This is a genomic window from Pseudomonas fluorescens (assembly GCF_902498195.1).
Classification (GTDB): Bacteria; Pseudomonadota; Gammaproteobacteria; order Pseudomonadales; family Pseudomonadaceae; genus Aquipseudomonas; species Aquipseudomonas fluorescens_BU.
This window is the reverse complement of sequence record NZ_CABVIY010000010.1, coordinates 117,397-133,405: the sequence shown is the minus strand read 5'-3', so window position 1 is coordinate 133,405 and position 16,009 is coordinate 117,397. Positions and strand designations below refer to the sequence as shown.

The window sequence follows — 16,009 nt, the reverse complement described above, 5'->3', positions numbered from 1 at the left end:
CGGTTTTGGAGTAAATGACTATGCAACGCTACTCAGGCTTCGGCCTCTTCAAACACTCCCTCAGCCACCATGAAAACTGGCAGCGCATGTGGCGCACGCCGACCCCGAAAAAGGTCTACGACGTGGTCATCGTCGGCGGTGGCGGGCACGGTCTGGCGACCGCCTACTACCTGGCCAAGGAACACGGCATCACTAACGTGGCCGTGGTCGAAAAGGGCTGGCTGGGCGGCGGTAACACCGCGCGCAACACCACCATCGTTCGCTCCAACTACCTGTGGGACGAGTCGGCGCACCTGTACGAACACGCGATGAAACTGTGGGAAGGCCTGTCCCAGGACTTGAACTACAACGTGATGTTCTCCCAGCGTGGCGTCTACAACCTGTGCCACACCCTGCAGGACATCCGTGATTCCGAGCGTCGGGTCAGCGCCAACCGCCTCAACGGCGTCGATGGCGAGCTGCTCGATGCCAAGCAAGTGGCCGACGAGATTCCGTACCTGGACTGCTCGAAGAACACCCGCTACCCGGTGATGGGCGCCACCGTCCAGCGTCGCGGCGGCGTGGCCCGTCACGATGCCGTGGCCTGGGGCTTTGCCCGTGCCGCCGACGCACTGGGCGTGGACCTGATCCAGCAGACCGAAGTGATCGGTTTCCGCAAGGAAAACGGCGTGTGCATCGGTGTCGAAACCAACAAGGGCTTCATCGGCGCCAAGCGCGTCGGCGTGGTGACTGCCGGTAACTCCGGGCACATGGCCAAGCTGGCCGGTTTCCGCCTGCCGATCGAATCGCACCCGCTGCAAGCGCTGGTGTCCGAGCCGATCAAACCGATTATCGACAGCGTGATCATGTCTAACGCCGTGCACGGTTACATCAGCCAGTCCGACAAGGGCGACCTGGTGATCGGCGCCGGTATCGACGGCTACAACGGCTACGGCCAGCGTGGTTCGTACCCGGTGATCGAGCACACCATCCAGGCCATCGTCGAGATGTTCCCGGTGCTGTCGCGCGTACGCATGAACCGTCAGTGGGGCGGCATCGTCGACACCACGCCGGATGCCTGCCCGATCATTTCGAAAACCCCGGTGCCGAACATGTTCTTCAACTGCGGTTGGGGCACCGGCGGCTTCAAGGCAACACCTGGTTCGGGCAACGTGTTTGCCGCGAGCCTGGCCAAGGGCGAAATGCACCCGCTGGCCGCCCCTTTCTCCATCGACCGTTTCCACAACGGTGCGTTGATCGATGAACACGGCGCTGCTGCGGTTGCCCACTAACAGGAGAAATCCACCATGTTGCATATCTTCTGTCCTCACTGCGGCGAACTGCGCTCCGAAGAGGAATTCCACGCCTCCGGCCAGGCGCACATCCCGCGTCCACTGGACCCGAACAGCTGCACCGACGAGGAGTGGGGCGACTACATGTTCTTCCGCGACAACCCGCGCGGTCTGCACCACGAGCTGTGGGATCACGTTGCCGGCTGCCGCCAGTACTTCAACGTCACCCGCGACACCGTGACCTACGAGATTCTCGAAACCTACAAGATCGGCACCAAGCCACAATTCACCGACAAGACCGATAGCTCGAAAGCGGCTACGACGGCTCTGGGAGAGAAGGTATGAGCCAGATCAATCGCCTGTCCAACGGCGGACGGATCGACCGCAACAAAGTCCTGAGCTTCACCTTCAACGGCCAGAGCTACAAAGGCTTCGAAGGCGACTCCCTGGCCGCTGCACTGCTGGCCAACGGCGTCGACATTATCGGTCGCAGCTTCAAGTACTCCCGTCCGCGAGGCATCTTCGCCGCCGGTGCCGAAGAGCCGAACGCAGTGCTGCAGATCGGCGCCACCGAAGCCACGCAAATCCCGAACGTACGCGCCACGCAACAAGCGCTGTATCAAGGTTTGGTCGCCACCAGCACCAACGGCTGGCCGAGCGTGAACAACGACATGATGGGGATTCTCGGCAAGGTCGGCGGCAAGCTGATGCCGCCGGGCTTCTACTACAAAACCTTCATGTACCCGCAATCGTTCTGGATGACTTACGAGAAGTACATTCGCAAGGCTGCCGGTCTTGGCCGCTCGCCGACCGAGAACGATCCGGACACCTACGACTACATGAACCAGCACTGCGACGTGCTGATCGTCGGCGCTGGCCCTGCGGGTCTGGCGGCTGCACTGGCGGCTGCGCGCAGCGGCGCCCGGGTGATCCTCGCCGATGAACAGGAAGAGTTCGGCGGCAGCCTGCTCGACTCCCGCGAAAGCCTCGACGGCAAGCCTGCGACCGAGTGGGTCGCCAGCGTCATCGCCGAGCTGAAGAACACCCCGGACGTGCTGCTGTTGCCGCGCGCCACGGTCAACGGCTACCACGACCATAACTTCCTGACCATTCACGAGCGCCTCACCGATCACCTCGGCGACCGCGCACCGATTGGCCAGGTGCGTCAGCGCATCCACCGTGTCCGCGCCAAGCGCGTGGTCCTGGCGACCGGCGCCCACGAGCGTCCGCTGGTGTACGGCAACAACGACGTGCCGGGCAACATGCTCGCTGGCGCGGTCTCGACTTACGTTCGCCGCTACGGCGTGGCACCGGGCAAGAAGCTGGTGCTGAGCACCAACAACGACCACGCCTACCGCGTGGCCCTGGATTGGCTGGATGCCAGCCTGCAAGTGGTGGCCATCGCCGACGCCCGCAGCAACCCGCGCGGTGCGCTGGTGGAAGAAGCACGCGCCAAGGGCATCCGCATCCTCACCGGCAGCGCCGTGATCGAGGCCCGTGGCAGCAAGCACGTCACCGCTGCCCGCGTTGCAGCCATTGATGTGAAAGGGCACAAAGTCACCAGCCCGGGCGAATGGCTGGAGTGTGACCTGGTGGCCAGCTCCGGCGGCTACAGCCCGGTGGTTCACCTGGCTTCGCACCTGGGCGGCAAGCCGACCTGGCGTGAAGACATCCTCGGTTTCGTTCCGGGCGAAGCACCGCAGAAACGCGTGTGCGTCGGTGGCATCAACGGCGTCTACGGTCTGGCCGATTCCTTGGCCGATGGTTTTGAAGGGGGCGTGCGCGCCGCCAGCGAAGCCGGTTTCGGTGTGGTCGAAGCGACTCTGCCCAAAGCCCTGTCGCGTCTGGAAGAGCCGACCCTGGCGCTGTTCCAGGTGCCACACGAAAAGAACACCGCACGGGCACCGAAGCAATTCGTCGACCTGCAAAACGACGTCACCGCCGCCGCCATCGAACTGGCGACCCGCGAAGGCTTCGAGTCGGTCGAGCACGTCAAGCGCTACACCGCGCTAGGCTTCGGCACCGACCAGGGCAAGCTCGGCAACGTCAACGGCCTGGCCATCGCCGCCCGTTCGCTGAACGTGACCATCCCGCAGATGGGCACCACCATGTTCCGTCCGAACTACACGCCGGTGACGTTCGGCGCCGTGGCCGGTCGTCACTGTGGGCACATCTTCGAGCCGGTGCGCTACACCGCGCTGCATCAGTGGCACCTGAAAAACGGCGCCGAGTTCGAAGACGTCGGCCAGTGGAAGCGCCCTTGGTACTTCCCGAAATCCGGTGAAGACATGCATGCCGCCGTGAAACGCGAATGCAAAGCCGTGCGCGACAGCGTCGGCCTGCTGGACGCCTCGACCCTGGGCAAGATCGACATCCAGGGCCCGGATGCACGCGAATTCCTCAACCGCATCTACACCAACGCCTGGACCAAGCTCGACGTGGGCAAGGCGCGCTACGGCCTGATGTGTAAAGAAGACGGCATGGTGTTCGACGACGGCGTGACCGCCTGTCTCGCCGACAACCATTTCGTGATGACCACCACCACCGGCGGCGCTGCACGCGTGCTGCAATGGCTGGAAATCTACTCGCAGACTGAATGGCCAGAGCTGAAGGTGTACTTCACTTCCGTGACGGATCACTGGGCAACCATGACCCTGTCCGGGCCGAACAGCCGCAAGCTGCTCAGCGAAGTCACCGACGCCGACCTGAGCAACGAAGCCTTCCCGTTCATGACCTGGAAAGAAGCCCTGGTCGGTGGCGTGCCGGCGCGGATTTTCCGGATTTCGTTTACCGGTGAGCTGTCGTACGAAGTCAACGTGCAAGCCGACTACGCGATGGGCGTGCTCGAGAAAATCGTCGACGCCGGCAAGAAATACAACCTGACCCCGTACGGCACCGAAACCATGCACGTGCTGCGGGCCGAGAAGGGCTTCATCATCGTCGGCCAGGACACTGACAGCTCGATGACCCCGGACGACCTGAACATGGGCTGGTGTGTCGGTCGCACCAAACCGTTCTCGTGGATCGGCTGGCGCGGGATGAACCGTGAAGACTGCGTGCGTGATCAGCGTAAACAGCTGGTCGGCCTCAAGCCGATCGACCCGAACAAGTGGCTGCCGGAAGGTGCGCAACTGGTGTTCAACACCAAACAGGCGATCCCGATGACCATGGTTGGTCACGTGACTTCCAGCTACCTGCACAACTCCCTGGGCTATTCGTTTGCCATGGGCGTGGTCAAGGGCGGCCTCAACCGCATGGGTGAGCGTGTGTTCGCGCCACTGGCGGACGGCAGCGTGATCGAGGCGGAAATCGTTTCTTCGGTGTTCTTCGATCCGAAGGGTGAGCGCCAGAACGTTTAGTGGCTTCAGTGCTTGTGGATGGGCATGACACCGAGTCGGCCCATTCGCGAGCAAGCCCGCTCCCACAGGGGAATGCGGTCGAATGTGGGAGCGGGCTTGCTCGCGAAGGCGGCGGTACAGCCACCACAAGGGCCGGAACCAACAGAATTCAGGAAAGGTGCTTTATGACCGCAGCCAATGTTTACCAACAACGCCCAACCTCCGGGGCCAAGGCCGAGTCGTCGCTGCATCACGCCGACCTCGCCAGCCTGGTGGGCAAGGGTCGCAAGAGCGCCGGCGTGACCGTGCGCGAGAAAAAACTCCTGGGCCACCTGACGATCCGTGGCGATGGCCACGATGCCGCGTTCGCCGCCGGCGTGCACAAGGCCCTGGGCATCGAATTGCCCAGTGCGTTGACCGTCATCGTCAAGGGTGAAACCAGCCTGCAATGGATGGGCCCGGACGAGTGGCTGCTGATTGTCCCGACCGGCGAAGAGTTCGCCGCGGAGAAAAAGCTGCGTGAAGCGCTGGGCGACCTGCACATCCAGATCGTCAACGTCAGCGGCGGCCAGCAGATCCTCGAACTGAGCGGCCCGAACGTGCGCCAGGTGCTGATGAAATCCACCAGCTACGACGTGCACCCCAACAACTTCCCGGTGGGCAAGGCGGTCGGTACGGTGTTCGCCAAGTCGCAACTGGTGATCCGCCACACCGCCGAAGACACCTGGGAACTGCTGATCCGCCGCAGCTTCTCGGATTACTGGTGGTTGTGGTTGCAGGATGCTTCCGCCGAGTTCGGCCTGAGCGTCCAGGACTGACACTCCTCCTTGTGGGAGCGGGCTTGCTCGCGAATACGGTGGGTCAGTTGGCATCAAGGTGACTGACACGCCGCATTCGCGAGCAAGCCCGCTCCCACAAGGTGTTGCATCGACTATCAATGTTTCAGGAGTCACCGCACTATGAGCCGCGCCCCAGACACATGGATTCTGACCGCCGACTGCCCCAGCGTGCTCGGCACGGTGGACGCGGTGACCCGCTTTCTGTTCGAGCAGGGCTGCTACGTCACCGAACACCACTCCTTCGACGATCGGCTCTCGGGCCGTTTCTTCATTCGCGTGGAATTTCGCCAGCCTGACGGCTTCGACGAGCAGTCATTTCGCGCGGGCCTGGCCGAGCGCGGTGAAGCCTTCGGCATGATCTTCGAGCTGACCCCGCCGCACTATCGGCCCAAAGTGGTGATCATGGTCTCCAAGGCCGATCACTGCCTTAACGACTTGCTCTACCGCCAGCGTATCGGCCAGTTGTCGATGGACGTGGCCGCCGTGGTTTCCAACCATCCGGACCTCAAGCCGCTGGCCGACTGGCATCAGATTCCGTACTACCATTTCCCCCTGGACCCGAACGACAAACCGTCGCAGGAGCGTCAGGTGTTGCAGGTGATCGAAGAGGCCGGTGCCGAACTGGTGATCCTTGCGCGCTATATGCAGGTCCTGTCGCCGGAGCTGTGCCGCAAGCTCGATGGCAAGGCGATCAACATTCACCACTCCCTGCTGCCGGGTTTCAAAGGCGCCAAGCCCTATCACCAGGCCTACAACAAGGGCGTGAAACTGGTCGGCGCCACGGCGCATTACATCAACAACGACCTGGATGAAGGGCCGATCATTGCCCAGGGCGTCGAGGTGGTGGATCACAGCCATTACCCCGAAGACCTGATTGCCAAGGGGCGGGATATCGAAGGCCTGACCCTGGCGCGGGCGGTGGGTTATCACATTGAGAGAAGGGTGTTCTTGAACGCCAATCGCACGGTCGTTCTTTAGATCGCTTTCGCGAGCAAGCCCGCTCCCACAGGAGGACGCGGTCAAATGTGGGAGCGGGCTTGCTCGCGAAGAGGCCCTGACAAGCAACACAAGAAACAGCATCTGTACCCGAGCACTTAACGCGCTGCCTGCCTGGGCAACGCGGATCCATAAAAACAACAGCGAGGTGAAAGCATGTCTGGCAATCGTGGTGTGGTGTATCTCGGCGCTGGCAAGGTCGAAGTACAGAAAATCGACTATCCGAAAATGCAGGACCCGCGCGGCAGGAAGATCGAGCACGCCGTCATCCTGCGCGTGGTGTCCACCAACATTTGTGGTTCCGACCAGCACATGGTGCGTGGTCGTACCACCGCTCAAACCGGTCTGGTCCTGGGTCACGAAATCACCGGTGAAGTGATCGAGAAGGGCCGCGACGTCGAAAACCTGCAAATTGGCGACCTAGTGTCCGTACCGTTCAACGTGGCGTGCGGGCGCTGCCGCTCCTGCAAGGAAATGCACACCGGCGTGTGCCTGAGCGTTAACCCGGCTCGCCCGGGCGGTGCCTATGGTTACGTCGACATGGGCGACTGGACCGGCGGCCAGGCTGAATACGCGCTGGTGCCGTACGCCGACTTCAACCTGCTGAAACTGCCGGACCGTGATCGCGCGATGGAAAAAATCCGCGACCTGACCTGCCTCTCCGACATCCTGCCCACCGGTTACCACGGCGCCGTGACCGCGGGCGTTGGTCCTGGCAGTACCGTGTACATCGCCGGTGCCGGCCCGGTCGGCCTGGCGGCTGCTGCTTCCGCTCGCCTGCTGGGTGCGGCGGTGGTGATCGTCGGTGACGTCAACACCGTGCGCCTGGCCCACGCCAAGGCCCAGGGCTTCGAAATCGCCGACCTTTCCCTCGACACTCCGCTGCACGAACAGATCGCCGCGTTGCTGGGCGAACCGGAAGTGGATTGCGCCATCGACGCCGTCGGCTTCGAAGCCCGTGGTCACGGCCACGACGGCGTGAAACACGAAGCCCCGGCCACCGTCCTCAACTCGCTGATGGGCGTGGTACGGGTGGCCGGAAAAATCGGCATCCCCGGCCTGTACGTCACCGAAGATCCGGGTGCCGTGGACGCCGCCGCGAAAATGGGCAGCCTGAGCATCCGCTTCGGCCTCGGCTGGGCCAAATCCCACAGCTTCCACACCGGCCAGACCCCGGTGATGAAATACAACCGCCAGCTGATGCAGGCGATCATGTGGGACCGCATCAACATTGCCGAAGTGGTGGGCGTGCAGGTGATCAGCCTGGATCAGGCGCCTGAGGGGTATGGCGAGTTTGATGCGGGCGTGCCGAAGAAGTTTGTGATTGATCCGCATAAGTTGTTTAGTGCGGCGTAAGGGTATTAGCAAAGCAGAAGGGCGGCGGAAGCCGCCTTTTTGTTTAAGGCTTTCAACGTATTGATCGGTTTATGTTGGCAGGGATCGCATCGACATCGCCGAAGCCGGTGGCAATCATTTCAATGTTTTGATGATTTGTTTGCCATGCACTCATGGGATAATTTTTCCGGATTTCGTAAATTTTACAGGCTGGAAGTTCCCGGTTTTATCAATAATTGAACCAATTCGTTCTACGTTGCGTTTTGCCTCTCCCAGACGAATTATTCCGAGAATATCTCTTAGATCCCTGTTTTTTAAAGGTGTTACGGTGCCAATATATCCCTTGGTGGGCTTGCTGGTTATTTTGGCAAAAGAAGCTGCGAATGACTTAGTTCCGTAAGTGGTGCTATCGCAGACTAATAGACGGAGACTGTTATAACTGTCCAGCTTGATCCCGTTTGAGAGCAATTTTGCGTGAAGCTGTTTTGGATTTAAAAGGTTTCCCCCGTTATGCACCATGAATGCTTTTGACCCCGGTGCTTTTACGCCGTGAGCATCGATCGTGAGCCTTAGATTGCCGCTAGAGGAAGTATCCTCGTAAGTGAGTATGTCGGTCGCTAGTTTATTTATTTTTTTTGGCATTCCTCCCCTTGCTCTCGATGGATTTACAGTAGGAAGTGATTGGGGCGCTTGTTTTGCATCGAAAAGTGCCACTAGCTGCTTCACGGACATATGACCTTCGGGGTCTTTTTGGTTTACCGGGTCACCTTCACAATACGCATACGTATTTAATCCTCCCTCCTTGAAAGGACTCCAGCTATCCGTGCAGATAAACCGCATCAGCACAGGATTGAACGGTCGATGATACCCGGTCCCCAACAAATACCACCCCGTCACAGCATCCGGGAATTCACCATTGAAGCCGAGCAGGCTGAGCAAATCATTGGCGGGCGAACGGTGACCGTAAGGTGTGTAGGCGAGGGGATGAAGTTGAGTGGCGGTTTGTACGCTCAGCACCGAGCCCTGTTGATCAGTGGCGAGCAGGCCTTTCTGCGCAGCCGTGCTACACCGGTGTTGTTGCTGCGCCAGCACCAGATTTTCGTGCCGCAGGATACCGCGCTTGACTGTGCCCTGAACCTCGGTGACCAGGCGATCTTTGCGGTAAAAGCGCAGGGCGGTGTCTTGTGCCGAAGGTGTACTGGCGGCCAGCCGATTCAGTGCGTCGTATTGATGTTGAACCAGAGTGAGAGTGCGCGGCATGGCTGGGCTCCGGGTCGATTCAGGGTTTCACTGTCGCGCAATCCCTGGGCGATGCCTACTATCAGATGTGATAGTTATTGATGATCGCGGCGCTTGCGCTGATGGACTGCAACCGCCAATCGGTGCAAGCGTGACGAATAGGTTTTGATTGAGCCGCATAAGGTGCTTAGTGTGGCTTAGATACTTTCTGAAGTAGATTGGGCGGCATCAGCCGTATTATTTACTCCTGATGTTTGAGTTTTGAGTGCTGGCGGAATAGGGGGCTAGCTCGGATTCCAGGCGTTTGATTTTATTTGTCAGGTGCTGTTTTCGAGCAAGAGCTCGAGTCTCTGCATTATCTAAGATATTTTGTACTTCGAAACTTGGTTTGTAGCTGGCGTTGAGTTTGTATGTCAACGAATTTCGCACTGTGCTTAATTGGGTGTTCGTTTTTTCTAATTTGGATTTTGCTCGGTCTAATTTAGATTGTTTGTCTCGTATTTTTTTCGGGATTTTTGACGCCGGCTGGTGCTGAAGAGACCCGTCACCGAGCCCCGCCCGCGGCGTTGAAATGGCTCCCGTTGCGTCCTCCGCGCCTTCGAATCCAAGGTCGATTAAACCGGTCGCGCTATTTGGGCGCGCGAGTTGTGTAACGCTCGAACGGGTCGTGCTGGTAGAAAGGCGTTTAAATCCATTGCCAGGCTTAATCCCCAGAAAGTTCATCAACGTACTAATGAATGTAGGCGCATGACCTGACTTATCTATCTGATTGGTAGGGTCCCCGAGGCCATATGCATAGGCATTCACCCCGCCTTCCCCAAACGGACTCCAACTGTCCGGGCTGTTAAACCGCATCAACACCGGATTGAACGGACGATGGTATCCAGTCCCCAACAGATACCACCCTGTCACCGGATCCGGCCGTTCACCATTGAAGCCGAGCAGACTGAGCAAACCGTTGCCGAGCGGGCGATGACCGTAAGGTGTGTAGGCGAGAGGATGAAGTTGGGTGGCGGTCTGAACGCCCAACACCGAGCCCTGTTGATCAGTGGTTGGCAGAGCTGTCTCCACCGCCGTGTTGCCCTGGCGCTGCTGCTGCGCCAGCAGCTGATCTTCGTGTCGCAGGATCCCACGCTTCACTGGGCCCTGAACCTCGGTGACCAGACGATCTTTGCGGTAAACACGCAGGTCGGCGTCTTGCGCCGAAGCTGTGCTGGCGACCAGTCGATTCAGAGCGTCGTACTGATGTTTAACCAAGATGAGGTTACGCGGCATGGTGGCGCCCCAGATCGATCCTCGCTTCACTGTCGCGCAATCCTCGGGCTTTGCCCACTAGCAGATCTGATAGTCAAATACGCTCACAGCAGTCAAGTTCCACTGTTCCGCAGAGCAGTCGCGTTATAAATCAAGTAATTGCTGATTAAGTGTGTTCATCATGTTGTCGTGATAGACCTCATGTTTATTGCGCAAGTCGTACGGCATGTCTGGATTATGTTCCAGGGTTAACCTGTAGCGCCGCAACTCAAAACGCCTAACGTCTATCAGTGTTTGCACTGTTACTGGCGCTCTATTCGGTGTAGTACTGGTGGGGGTTGAATTTCCTCTCGGGACCGGTGGTGTAGAAGGAGGGGGCTGTTGGGGAATGTTTTCATTCAGCCTTGCAACAGCATTTCCTGGGAGTTGAGGCCGTTGCGTGGCAGCGACCTGAGGTCCTTCAGGTGGGACGACTTTTACGGGAGTTTTATCGGCAACACCCTTGGACGGGTTCACTCGAATTCGGCTTTGCCGGCGTGTCAGTCGATTAGCAAATCGCCTGAACCACTTTCCAAAGTGGCCCGTCGGGTCGCTCCTGTTCACCGGATCTCCCACGCAATATGCATAGGCATTCAACCCACCCTTGCCAAACGGACTGAAATTCGCACTGTCCGGACAGATAAACCGCATCAACACCGGGCTATAGGCCCGGAATCCATTGCCCAACAAATACCACCCCGTCACCGGATCCGGCCGTTCGCCGTTGAAGCCGAGCAGGCTGAGCAAACCATTGCCTAATACGCGATGCCCGTAGGGTGTGTAGGCCAGAGGATTGGGTCGGTTCATATCCCGCACGTTCAACACCGAGCGCTGTTGATCCGTAGCGAACATACCTGTTTCCAAGGTGCCGTTCTGACGCTGTTGCTGCGCCAGCAGTTGATCTTCGTGCTGCAGGATCGAACGCTTGACCGTGCCCTGAACTTCAGTAACCAGGCGATCTTTCAGGTAGAAACGCTGGGTGCTTGCCTGCGCCGAAGTTGCGCATGCAACCAGTCGATCCAGTGGGTCATACCGATAGCTGCAGAGCGATTTCATGTTTTGACGTGGCATTGGCCGGGCTCCCGGAAAACTCCGTCGATTCAAGAGTTACTTTGGCGCAATCAGCCGGAACTGCCTACTAGCAGAGTTGATAGGGTCACAGCGCCGCCAACGTACCTTGATAGAGAACCGGCCCCGTTGGTTGTCTGGTTGGCGAGGCTGATGCAGGTGATCATGTGGGACCGCATAAACATTGCCGAAGTGGGGGGCGTGCAGGTGATCAGCCTGTCTGATGCGGGTGTGCCGAAGAGGTTTGTGATTGATCCGCATAGGTTGTTTAGTGCGGCGTAAAGCCAGTTAGCCCTGAAAGGGCGACCTAATGTCGCCCTTTTTTAGTCTTTAGGTTATTGCAGGTATATTTTTAGCGATTTCAACTTGGGTGATTCAAGTGTGTCCTCCCACTTGTCTTACCTTTACGTTCAGGTCATTAATTTCAAACAGAACTCTGTTTTTTTGACTAAGACGGATTTGATAGATGTTGAATCGGTTGTCGAGTTGTTTGTAATTGCTGTCGCCCGCCATTTTTGCAGCATCTGCCGGTGATAGACCCTGGTTTTTTATAAGGTTCTGGAAGGTGTCAAACGTTGTCTGTTCGGACTCTGTCAGGCCATTTTTGAATGTGGCTCCTTTTTTTGAGTAGGTCCATGAAGGCGATTGTTGCGGCGTAATAGCTTTTTGATTGGCAGGGTTCCGAGCTTCGGTTTTTTTAGATGTGAAGTGGTTCGAGCTTTTGGTTTTCCTGATGGAGGGAGATTTGTATGTCGCAGAGGGGGGCGCCTCGACTATTTTGGAAGTACCAGCTTTCAATGCACTTCTTTTATCCAAAGTGTTGGGTAGCACACTTTTTCTATCAGCGATGGCTACGACGTGAGGAAAATGTTTACGCATCAAGCTGAGCCAGCTGACATGACCTGTCGGATCTTCACGATTCACCGGGTCGCCAACGCAATATGCATACGCATTCAACCCACCCTCCCCAAACGGACTCAAACTGTCCGGGCAGTTAAACCGCATCAACACCGGATTAAACGCCCGATATCCATTTCCCAGCCAATACCAACCCGTCACCGGATCTGGTTGTTCGCCGTTAAAACCAAGCAGACTTGGCTGACCGCTGAGCGAGTCGCGATGGCCGTAAGGTGTGTATGTGCAAGGATGGTGGCCAATGTTATCAAGTGCACTCAATACCGAACGTTGTTGGTCGGAGGCAATCAAACTGGCTTCGACTGTATAGTTCTTGCTGTTGAGCTGCGCCAGCAGTTGATCCCCATGTTGGTAAATTGAGTGTTGTTCAGTACCTTGAATTTGGGTAGCCAAGCGATCTTTCAAATAGAAGTATTCAGTGCTCGCTTGTTTCCAATTAGTAGAAGCGATTAGTCGATCAAGTGGATCGTAATAATAGTGGCTTATCATTGTTTTGCGGTTGTAATGCATTGATTGAGCTTCCCGATGTGTCCTTTGGTCCAACGGGGAACTCTGTGCTAGTCAGATGGAATTAGTAACGATCAGAAGTGATAGGTTTCAGTTGGATTCGAGTAGTTATCTAGTGTTTTTTTAGCCCATACAATTTTTTGTAGATGGCTCTCTGTTTCTTTAAAGTTTAGCCAGTGCCCCTTGATACAACACCGGTCCTGTCGGTTGCCCGGTCGGCGAACCATCCTTCGGTTCCAGACTGCGCCCCGGATCAATCGCCGCCAACGTCAGCGGCTCAACTTGCAGGTAGTTCTCATGCGCCTGAACCTTCAGCGCAGGCTGAGCGTCGGCGCTGACGAGGGTGGCGCTGTAGCGGGCATCGTCGCGGTTGTAGAGCACGCATCGCCCACAGCTTGCCGCCCGCGACGGTGGTGAGTTCGGCCTTGCCGCCACCAACCTTGATCTTCCCGGCCAGGGTTGCCATGTCGAGTTTGCCGGCGGCGACCAGCATGGTGTGATCGGAGGAATTGACCGCGTTATCGACGATGTCCTTGCTCGGCAGCATGGTTTGGCCACCGACCATCACGTTATCCGGGCTCATGGTTGCCGCTCACACGCTGCTCAGTGCGAAAGCGCCGCCAAGGGCCAGGGTCAGCAGGCTGGCAATCAACGGAGTTTTGATCGAGGTGCGTTTCATGGGGGTGATCCTTTTGGGGAGAATCGGCCAGGGCTGTCTGTCCGTGATTGATATACGCAGCAGGGCCTCGACTGGATGCAGCGCAGGACGATTGTTTTTTGTGGGAGCGGGCTTGCTCGCGAATGCGATGTGTCAGATACGTTGATTTCCACTGATACACCGCATTCGCGAGCAAGCCCGCTCCCACAAGGGGTACGGAACAATCCATCGGCTTGCCAGTCCAACGGACAGTTTTTCGCCGCCCATTTCCGGGCGGTTTTCATTGAGGGTGTCTGGATGAAGGTTTCACGCGGTTTTGCACTGGCATCGCTCATGACCCTGGCGGCCAGCCCGGTTTTTGCTCAGTTCAGCTTGAGCGATGCGGCCAATGCCATTTCCGGCATGAAAGGCGACAACGCAGCCACGCAAGCGGCGCCGACTGCCGAGACAGCCGACTTGCTGGGCGCCCTGAGCCAGTTGAACGTGACCCCTCAACAAGCCGTCGGCGGTGCCGGGGCGATGCTCGGGCTGGCCAAGAACCAGTTGAGTTCGACCGACTACTCGGAACTGGCCAAGAGCGTGCAGGGGATCGACATGCTCTCCGGCGGCGGGGAGTTGGGCGCGCTCGCCGGTTTGCTCGGTTCGAGCGGCAAGGCAGCGGGGCTGGATAACGCCCTGGGCAACGTCAAGGACACCAATGACCTCAACAACGCCTTCGGCGCCCTGGGCATGGACACCGGCATGATCGGCCTGTTCACCCCGGTGATTTTGCAATACCTCGGTCAGCAGGGCGTCGGCGGGGCGTTGCTGCAAAGCCTGGGCGGGATCTGGGGCGCCGGTATCGGCAGCTGATCAGGGGCGTTCGGCGCGCAAGGCGTCGATGCGCTCGTCCTTCTCGGTCCAGAGCTGGTTGACCCAGTTCTGGACCTTCTCACGAAACAGCGGATCGTTTTCGTAATCGCCCTGCCAAAGCGCCGGGTCGAGTTCGCGGGTCTGGATATCGATGATGATTCTCGGCACCTTGCCGCTGAGCAAATCCCAGAACCCCGGAATGTCCTGCTGTGGATACACCACCGTCACGTCGAGGATGGCATCGAGCTGTTCGCCCATGGCCGCCAGCACGAACGCCACGCCACCGGCCTTGGGCTTGAGCAGGTGGGTGAAGGAAGACTGTTGCTGAGAGCGCTTGGCCTCGGTGAAGCGAGTGCCTTCCAGGTAATTCACCACAGTCACCGGTTGGCGCTTGAACAGTTCGCAGGCCTGGCGGGTGATTTCCAGGTCCTTGCCCGCCAGTTCCGGGTGTTTGTCCAGAAAAGCCTTGGAGTAGCGCTTCATGAACGGGAAATCCAGCGCCCACCAGGCCAGGCCGAGAAAGGGCACCCAGATCAGCTCTTTCTTGAGGAAGAACTTGAAGAAGGGCGTACGCCGGTTCAGCGTCTGGATCAGTGCGGGAATATCGACCCAGGATTGATGGTTGCTGACCACCAGGTACGAGGTATCGCGCCGCAAGCCATCTCCCCCGCGAATGTCCCATTGCGTGGGAATGCACAGGCGGAAGATCAGCTTGTCGATTTCCGACCAGGTCTCGGCGATCCACATCACCGCCCATGAAGCGTAATCGCGAAAGCGGCCGGGCAGGACCAGTTTGAGCAGGGCAAACACCATCAAGGGCCCGATCAGGACCAGGGTGTTGAGTAAAAGCAGCAGGGTCACGAAACTGCCGGTGAGCAGGCGGCGCATAGGTCACTCGTGGAAACGGATGGGCGCGCCATGATAAGCAGCTTCGGGCGGCAGGCCAAATCGGGGGTGACGAATGTTTCACGTTGTTGGCGGTAGGCTGGAGTAAAGCTACCGGGTTCAGATACCCGGGTGACGGTACTGGCCTCTTCGCGAGCAGGCTCGCTCCCACAGGTTTTACGCAGAACCTGTAGGAGCGAGCCTGCTCGCGAAAGCGATCTGAAGAACGAACGAATAGCTGGCGGACTGTCTAAAATCTCGCTGCCCCTCTCTCAAGGACAACCCTCACGTGAAATCCCTGCTCGCACTGCTGTCCCTCGTCGCCCTGCCCATCATGGCCGCCGAACCGACCCTCTACGGGCGCTACGAATACATCGCCCTGCCGGAAATCGGCGGCGAAGTGCTCAAGGCCAAGATGGACACCGGCGCCCTGACCGCGTCGCTGTCGGCCAAAGACATCGAAACCTTCACCCGCGATGGCGAGGACTGGGTGCGTTTCCGCCTGGCCACCAAGGATGCGAGCAACAAGGTGTACGAGCACAAGGTGGCGCGGATCAGCAAGATCAAGACCCGCTCCGAGGAGGACGAGGACGAAGACGTGGCAGCGCCGACCAAGCGGCCGGTGGTGGATCTGGAGTTGTGCCTGGGAAATGTGAAGCGCACGGTTGAGGTGAACCTCACCGACCGCAGCAGCTTCAATTATCCGCTGCTGATCGGTGCGAAGGCGTTGCGTGAGTTTGGGGCGGCGGTGAATCCGGCGCGGCGGTTTACGGCGGATAAGCCGAACTGCTGAATAAATACAGCTTCTCAGGG

The 16,009-nt window shown here is 58.5% G+C and carries 14 protein-coding genes and 2 pseudogenes; 9 read left to right on the top strand and 7 right to left on the bottom strand.

What is annotated here, in order from left to right; translation table 11 throughout:
- Nucleotides 1–20: 20 nt before the first annotated feature.
- The 6 genes from F8N66_RS30260 to fdhA all read left to right on the top strand — a co-directional run bounded on the left by F8N66_RS30260 (nucleotide 21) and on the right by fdhA (nucleotide 7,800).
- On the top strand, nucleotides 21–1,271 hold the full coding sequence (locus F8N66_RS30260) for a sarcosine oxidase subunit beta (protein WP_007980419.1): 1,251 nt from the start codon (nucleotides 21–23) through the stop codon (nucleotides 1,269–1,271).
- A 15-nt stretch (nucleotides 1,272–1,286) separates the two neighbouring features.
- A complete protein-coding gene (locus F8N66_RS30255; protein WP_150634432.1) occupies nucleotides 1,287–1,616 on the top strand; it encodes a sarcosine oxidase subunit delta in 330 nt (109 codons plus the stop codon).
- Nucleotides 1,613–4,630 carry a sarcosine oxidase subunit alpha gene (locus tag F8N66_RS30250; RefSeq protein WP_150773558.1) on the top strand — a complete coding sequence of 1,006 codons (3,018 nt, stop codon included), beginning with the start codon at nucleotides 1,613–1,615 and terminating at the stop codon, nucleotides 4,628–4,630. The genes F8N66_RS30255 and F8N66_RS30250 overlap by 4 nt, the downstream gene beginning before the upstream one ends.
- 164 nt (nucleotides 4,631–4,794) lie before the next feature.
- On the top strand, nucleotides 4,795–5,427 hold the full coding sequence (locus tag F8N66_RS30245) for a sarcosine oxidase subunit gamma (RefSeq protein ID WP_150773557.1): 633 nt from the start codon (nucleotides 4,795–4,797) through the stop codon (nucleotides 5,425–5,427).
- Between the two features lie 141 nt (nucleotides 5,428–5,568).
- Entirely contained in the window at nucleotides 5,569–6,426 is an 858-nt protein-coding gene (purU, locus tag F8N66_RS30240; RefSeq protein WP_150773556.1) for a formyltetrahydrofolate deformylase, read from the top strand.
- A 174-nt stretch (nucleotides 6,427–6,600) separates the two neighbouring features.
- Nucleotides 6,601–7,800 (top strand): formaldehyde dehydrogenase, glutathione-independent, encoded by a 1,200-nt coding sequence (gene fdhA, locus F8N66_RS30235; RefSeq protein WP_150705250.1) that lies wholly within the window; start codon nucleotides 6,601–6,603, stop codon nucleotides 7,798–7,800.
- A gap of 150 nt (nucleotides 7,801–7,950) precedes the next feature.
- Here fdhA and F8N66_RS30230 read toward each other — a convergent pair whose 3' ends face one another.
- The 3 genes from F8N66_RS30230 to F8N66_RS30220 all read right to left on the bottom strand — a co-directional run bounded on the left by F8N66_RS30230 (nucleotide 7,951) and on the right by F8N66_RS30220 (nucleotide 11,382).
- Nucleotides 7,951–9,039 (bottom strand): RHS repeat-associated core domain-containing protein, encoded by a 1,089-nt coding sequence (locus F8N66_RS30230; protein ID WP_150773555.1) that lies wholly within the window; start codon nucleotides 9,037–9,039, stop codon nucleotides 7,951–7,953.
- Between the two features lie 216 nt (nucleotides 9,040–9,255).
- Entirely contained in the window at nucleotides 9,256–10,293 is a 1,038-nt protein-coding gene (locus F8N66_RS30225; protein WP_150773554.1) for an RHS repeat-associated core domain-containing protein, read from the bottom strand.
- Between the two features lie 123 nt (nucleotides 10,294–10,416).
- Entirely contained in the window at nucleotides 10,417–11,382 is a 966-nt protein-coding gene (locus F8N66_RS30220) for an RHS repeat-associated core domain-containing protein (protein ID WP_150773553.1), read from the bottom strand.
- A 144-nt stretch (nucleotides 11,383–11,526) separates the two neighbouring features.
- Between F8N66_RS30220 and F8N66_RS31925 the strand changes: the two are divergent.
- A pseudogene (locus F8N66_RS31925) lies at nucleotides 11,527–11,661 on the top strand (formaldehyde dehydrogenase, glutathione-independent); the annotation flags it as partial.
- A gap of 93 nt (nucleotides 11,662–11,754) precedes the next feature.
- Here the strand turns inward: F8N66_RS31925 and F8N66_RS30210 are convergent.
- From F8N66_RS30210 to F8N66_RS30200, 3 genes and pseudogenes are all read right to left on the bottom strand, one after another.
- Entirely contained in the window at nucleotides 11,755–12,804 is a 1,050-nt protein-coding gene (locus F8N66_RS30210; RefSeq protein WP_150773552.1) for an RHS repeat-associated core domain-containing protein, read from the bottom strand.
- A 159-nt stretch (nucleotides 12,805–12,963) separates the two neighbouring features.
- Nucleotides 12,964–13,182, bottom strand: a pseudogene (locus F8N66_RS31920) (anti-sigma factor); the annotation flags it as partial.
- Nucleotides 13,097–13,384, bottom strand: coding sequence for a hypothetical protein (locus F8N66_RS30200; RefSeq protein WP_224790535.1), 288 nt, complete (start codon nucleotides 13,382–13,384; stop codon nucleotides 13,097–13,099). The pseudogene F8N66_RS31920 and the gene F8N66_RS30200, both read right to left, overlap by 86 nt.
- Nucleotides 13,385–13,756: 372 nt before the next feature.
- Between F8N66_RS30200 and F8N66_RS30190 the strand changes: the two genes are divergently transcribed.
- Complete coding sequence (locus F8N66_RS30190; RefSeq protein WP_150773550.1) at nucleotides 13,757–14,311, top strand: DUF2780 domain-containing protein; 555 nt, start codon at nucleotides 13,757–13,759, stop codon at nucleotides 14,309–14,311.
- Here F8N66_RS30190 and F8N66_RS30185 read toward each other — a convergent pair whose 3' ends face one another.
- Nucleotides 14,312–15,199, bottom strand: coding sequence for an acyltransferase (locus F8N66_RS30185; protein ID WP_150773549.1), 888 nt, complete (start codon nucleotides 15,197–15,199; stop codon nucleotides 14,312–14,314).
- Between the two features lie 286 nt (nucleotides 15,200–15,485).
- On the opposite strand from F8N66_RS30185, the gene F8N66_RS30180 reads away from it, so the two are divergent.
- Nucleotides 15,486–15,989 (top strand): ATP-dependent zinc protease, encoded by a 504-nt coding sequence (locus tag F8N66_RS30180; RefSeq protein ID WP_150773548.1) that lies wholly within the window; start codon nucleotides 15,486–15,488, stop codon nucleotides 15,987–15,989.
- Nucleotides 15,990–16,009 lie beyond the last annotated feature (20 nt).

What these genes read in the sequence shown, in the direction of transcription:
- F8N66_RS30260 (WP_007980419.1), top strand. Translation starts at nt 21, where the DNA reads ATGCAACGCTACTCAGGCTTCGGCCTCTTCAAACACTCCCTCAGCCAC.
- F8N66_RS30255 (WP_150634432.1), top strand. Translation starts at nt 1,287, where the DNA reads ATGTTGCATATCTTCTGTCCTCACTGCGGCGAACTGCGCTCCGAAGAG.
- F8N66_RS30250 (WP_150773558.1), top strand. Translation starts at nt 1,613, where the DNA reads ATGAGCCAGATCAATCGCCTGTCCAACGGCGGACGGATCGACCGCAAC.
- F8N66_RS30245 (WP_150773557.1), top strand. Translation starts at nt 4,795, where the DNA reads ATGACCGCAGCCAATGTTTACCAACAACGCCCAACCTCCGGGGCCAAG.
- purU (WP_150773556.1), top strand. Translation starts at nt 5,569, where the DNA reads ATGAGCCGCGCCCCAGACACATGGATTCTGACCGCCGACTGCCCCAGC.
- fdhA (WP_150705250.1), top strand. Translation starts at nt 6,601, where the DNA reads ATGTCTGGCAATCGTGGTGTGGTGTATCTCGGCGCTGGCAAGGTCGAA.
- F8N66_RS30230 (WP_150773555.1), bottom strand. Translation starts at nt 9,039, where the DNA reads ATGCCGCGCACTCTCACTCTGGTTCAACATCAATACGACGCACTGAAT.
- F8N66_RS30225 (WP_150773554.1), bottom strand. Translation starts at nt 10,293, where the DNA reads ATGCCGCGTAACCTCATCTTGGTTAAACATCAGTACGACGCTCTGAAT.
- F8N66_RS30220 (WP_150773553.1), bottom strand. Translation starts at nt 11,382, where the DNA reads ATGCCACGTCAAAACATGAAATCGCTCTGCAGCTATCGGTATGACCCA.
- F8N66_RS30210 (WP_150773552.1), bottom strand. Translation starts at nt 12,804, where the DNA reads ATGCATTACAACCGCAAAACAATGATAAGCCACTATTATTACGATCCA.
- F8N66_RS30200 (WP_224790535.1), bottom strand. Translation starts at nt 13,384, where the DNA reads ATGAGCCCGGATAACGTGATGGTCGGTGGCCAAACCATGCTGCCGAGC.
- F8N66_RS30190 (WP_150773550.1), top strand. Translation starts at nt 13,757, where the DNA reads ATGAAGGTTTCACGCGGTTTTGCACTGGCATCGCTCATGACCCTGGCG.
- F8N66_RS30185 (WP_150773549.1), bottom strand. Translation starts at nt 15,199, where the DNA reads ATGCGCCGCCTGCTCACCGGCAGTTTCGTGACCCTGCTGCTTTTACTC.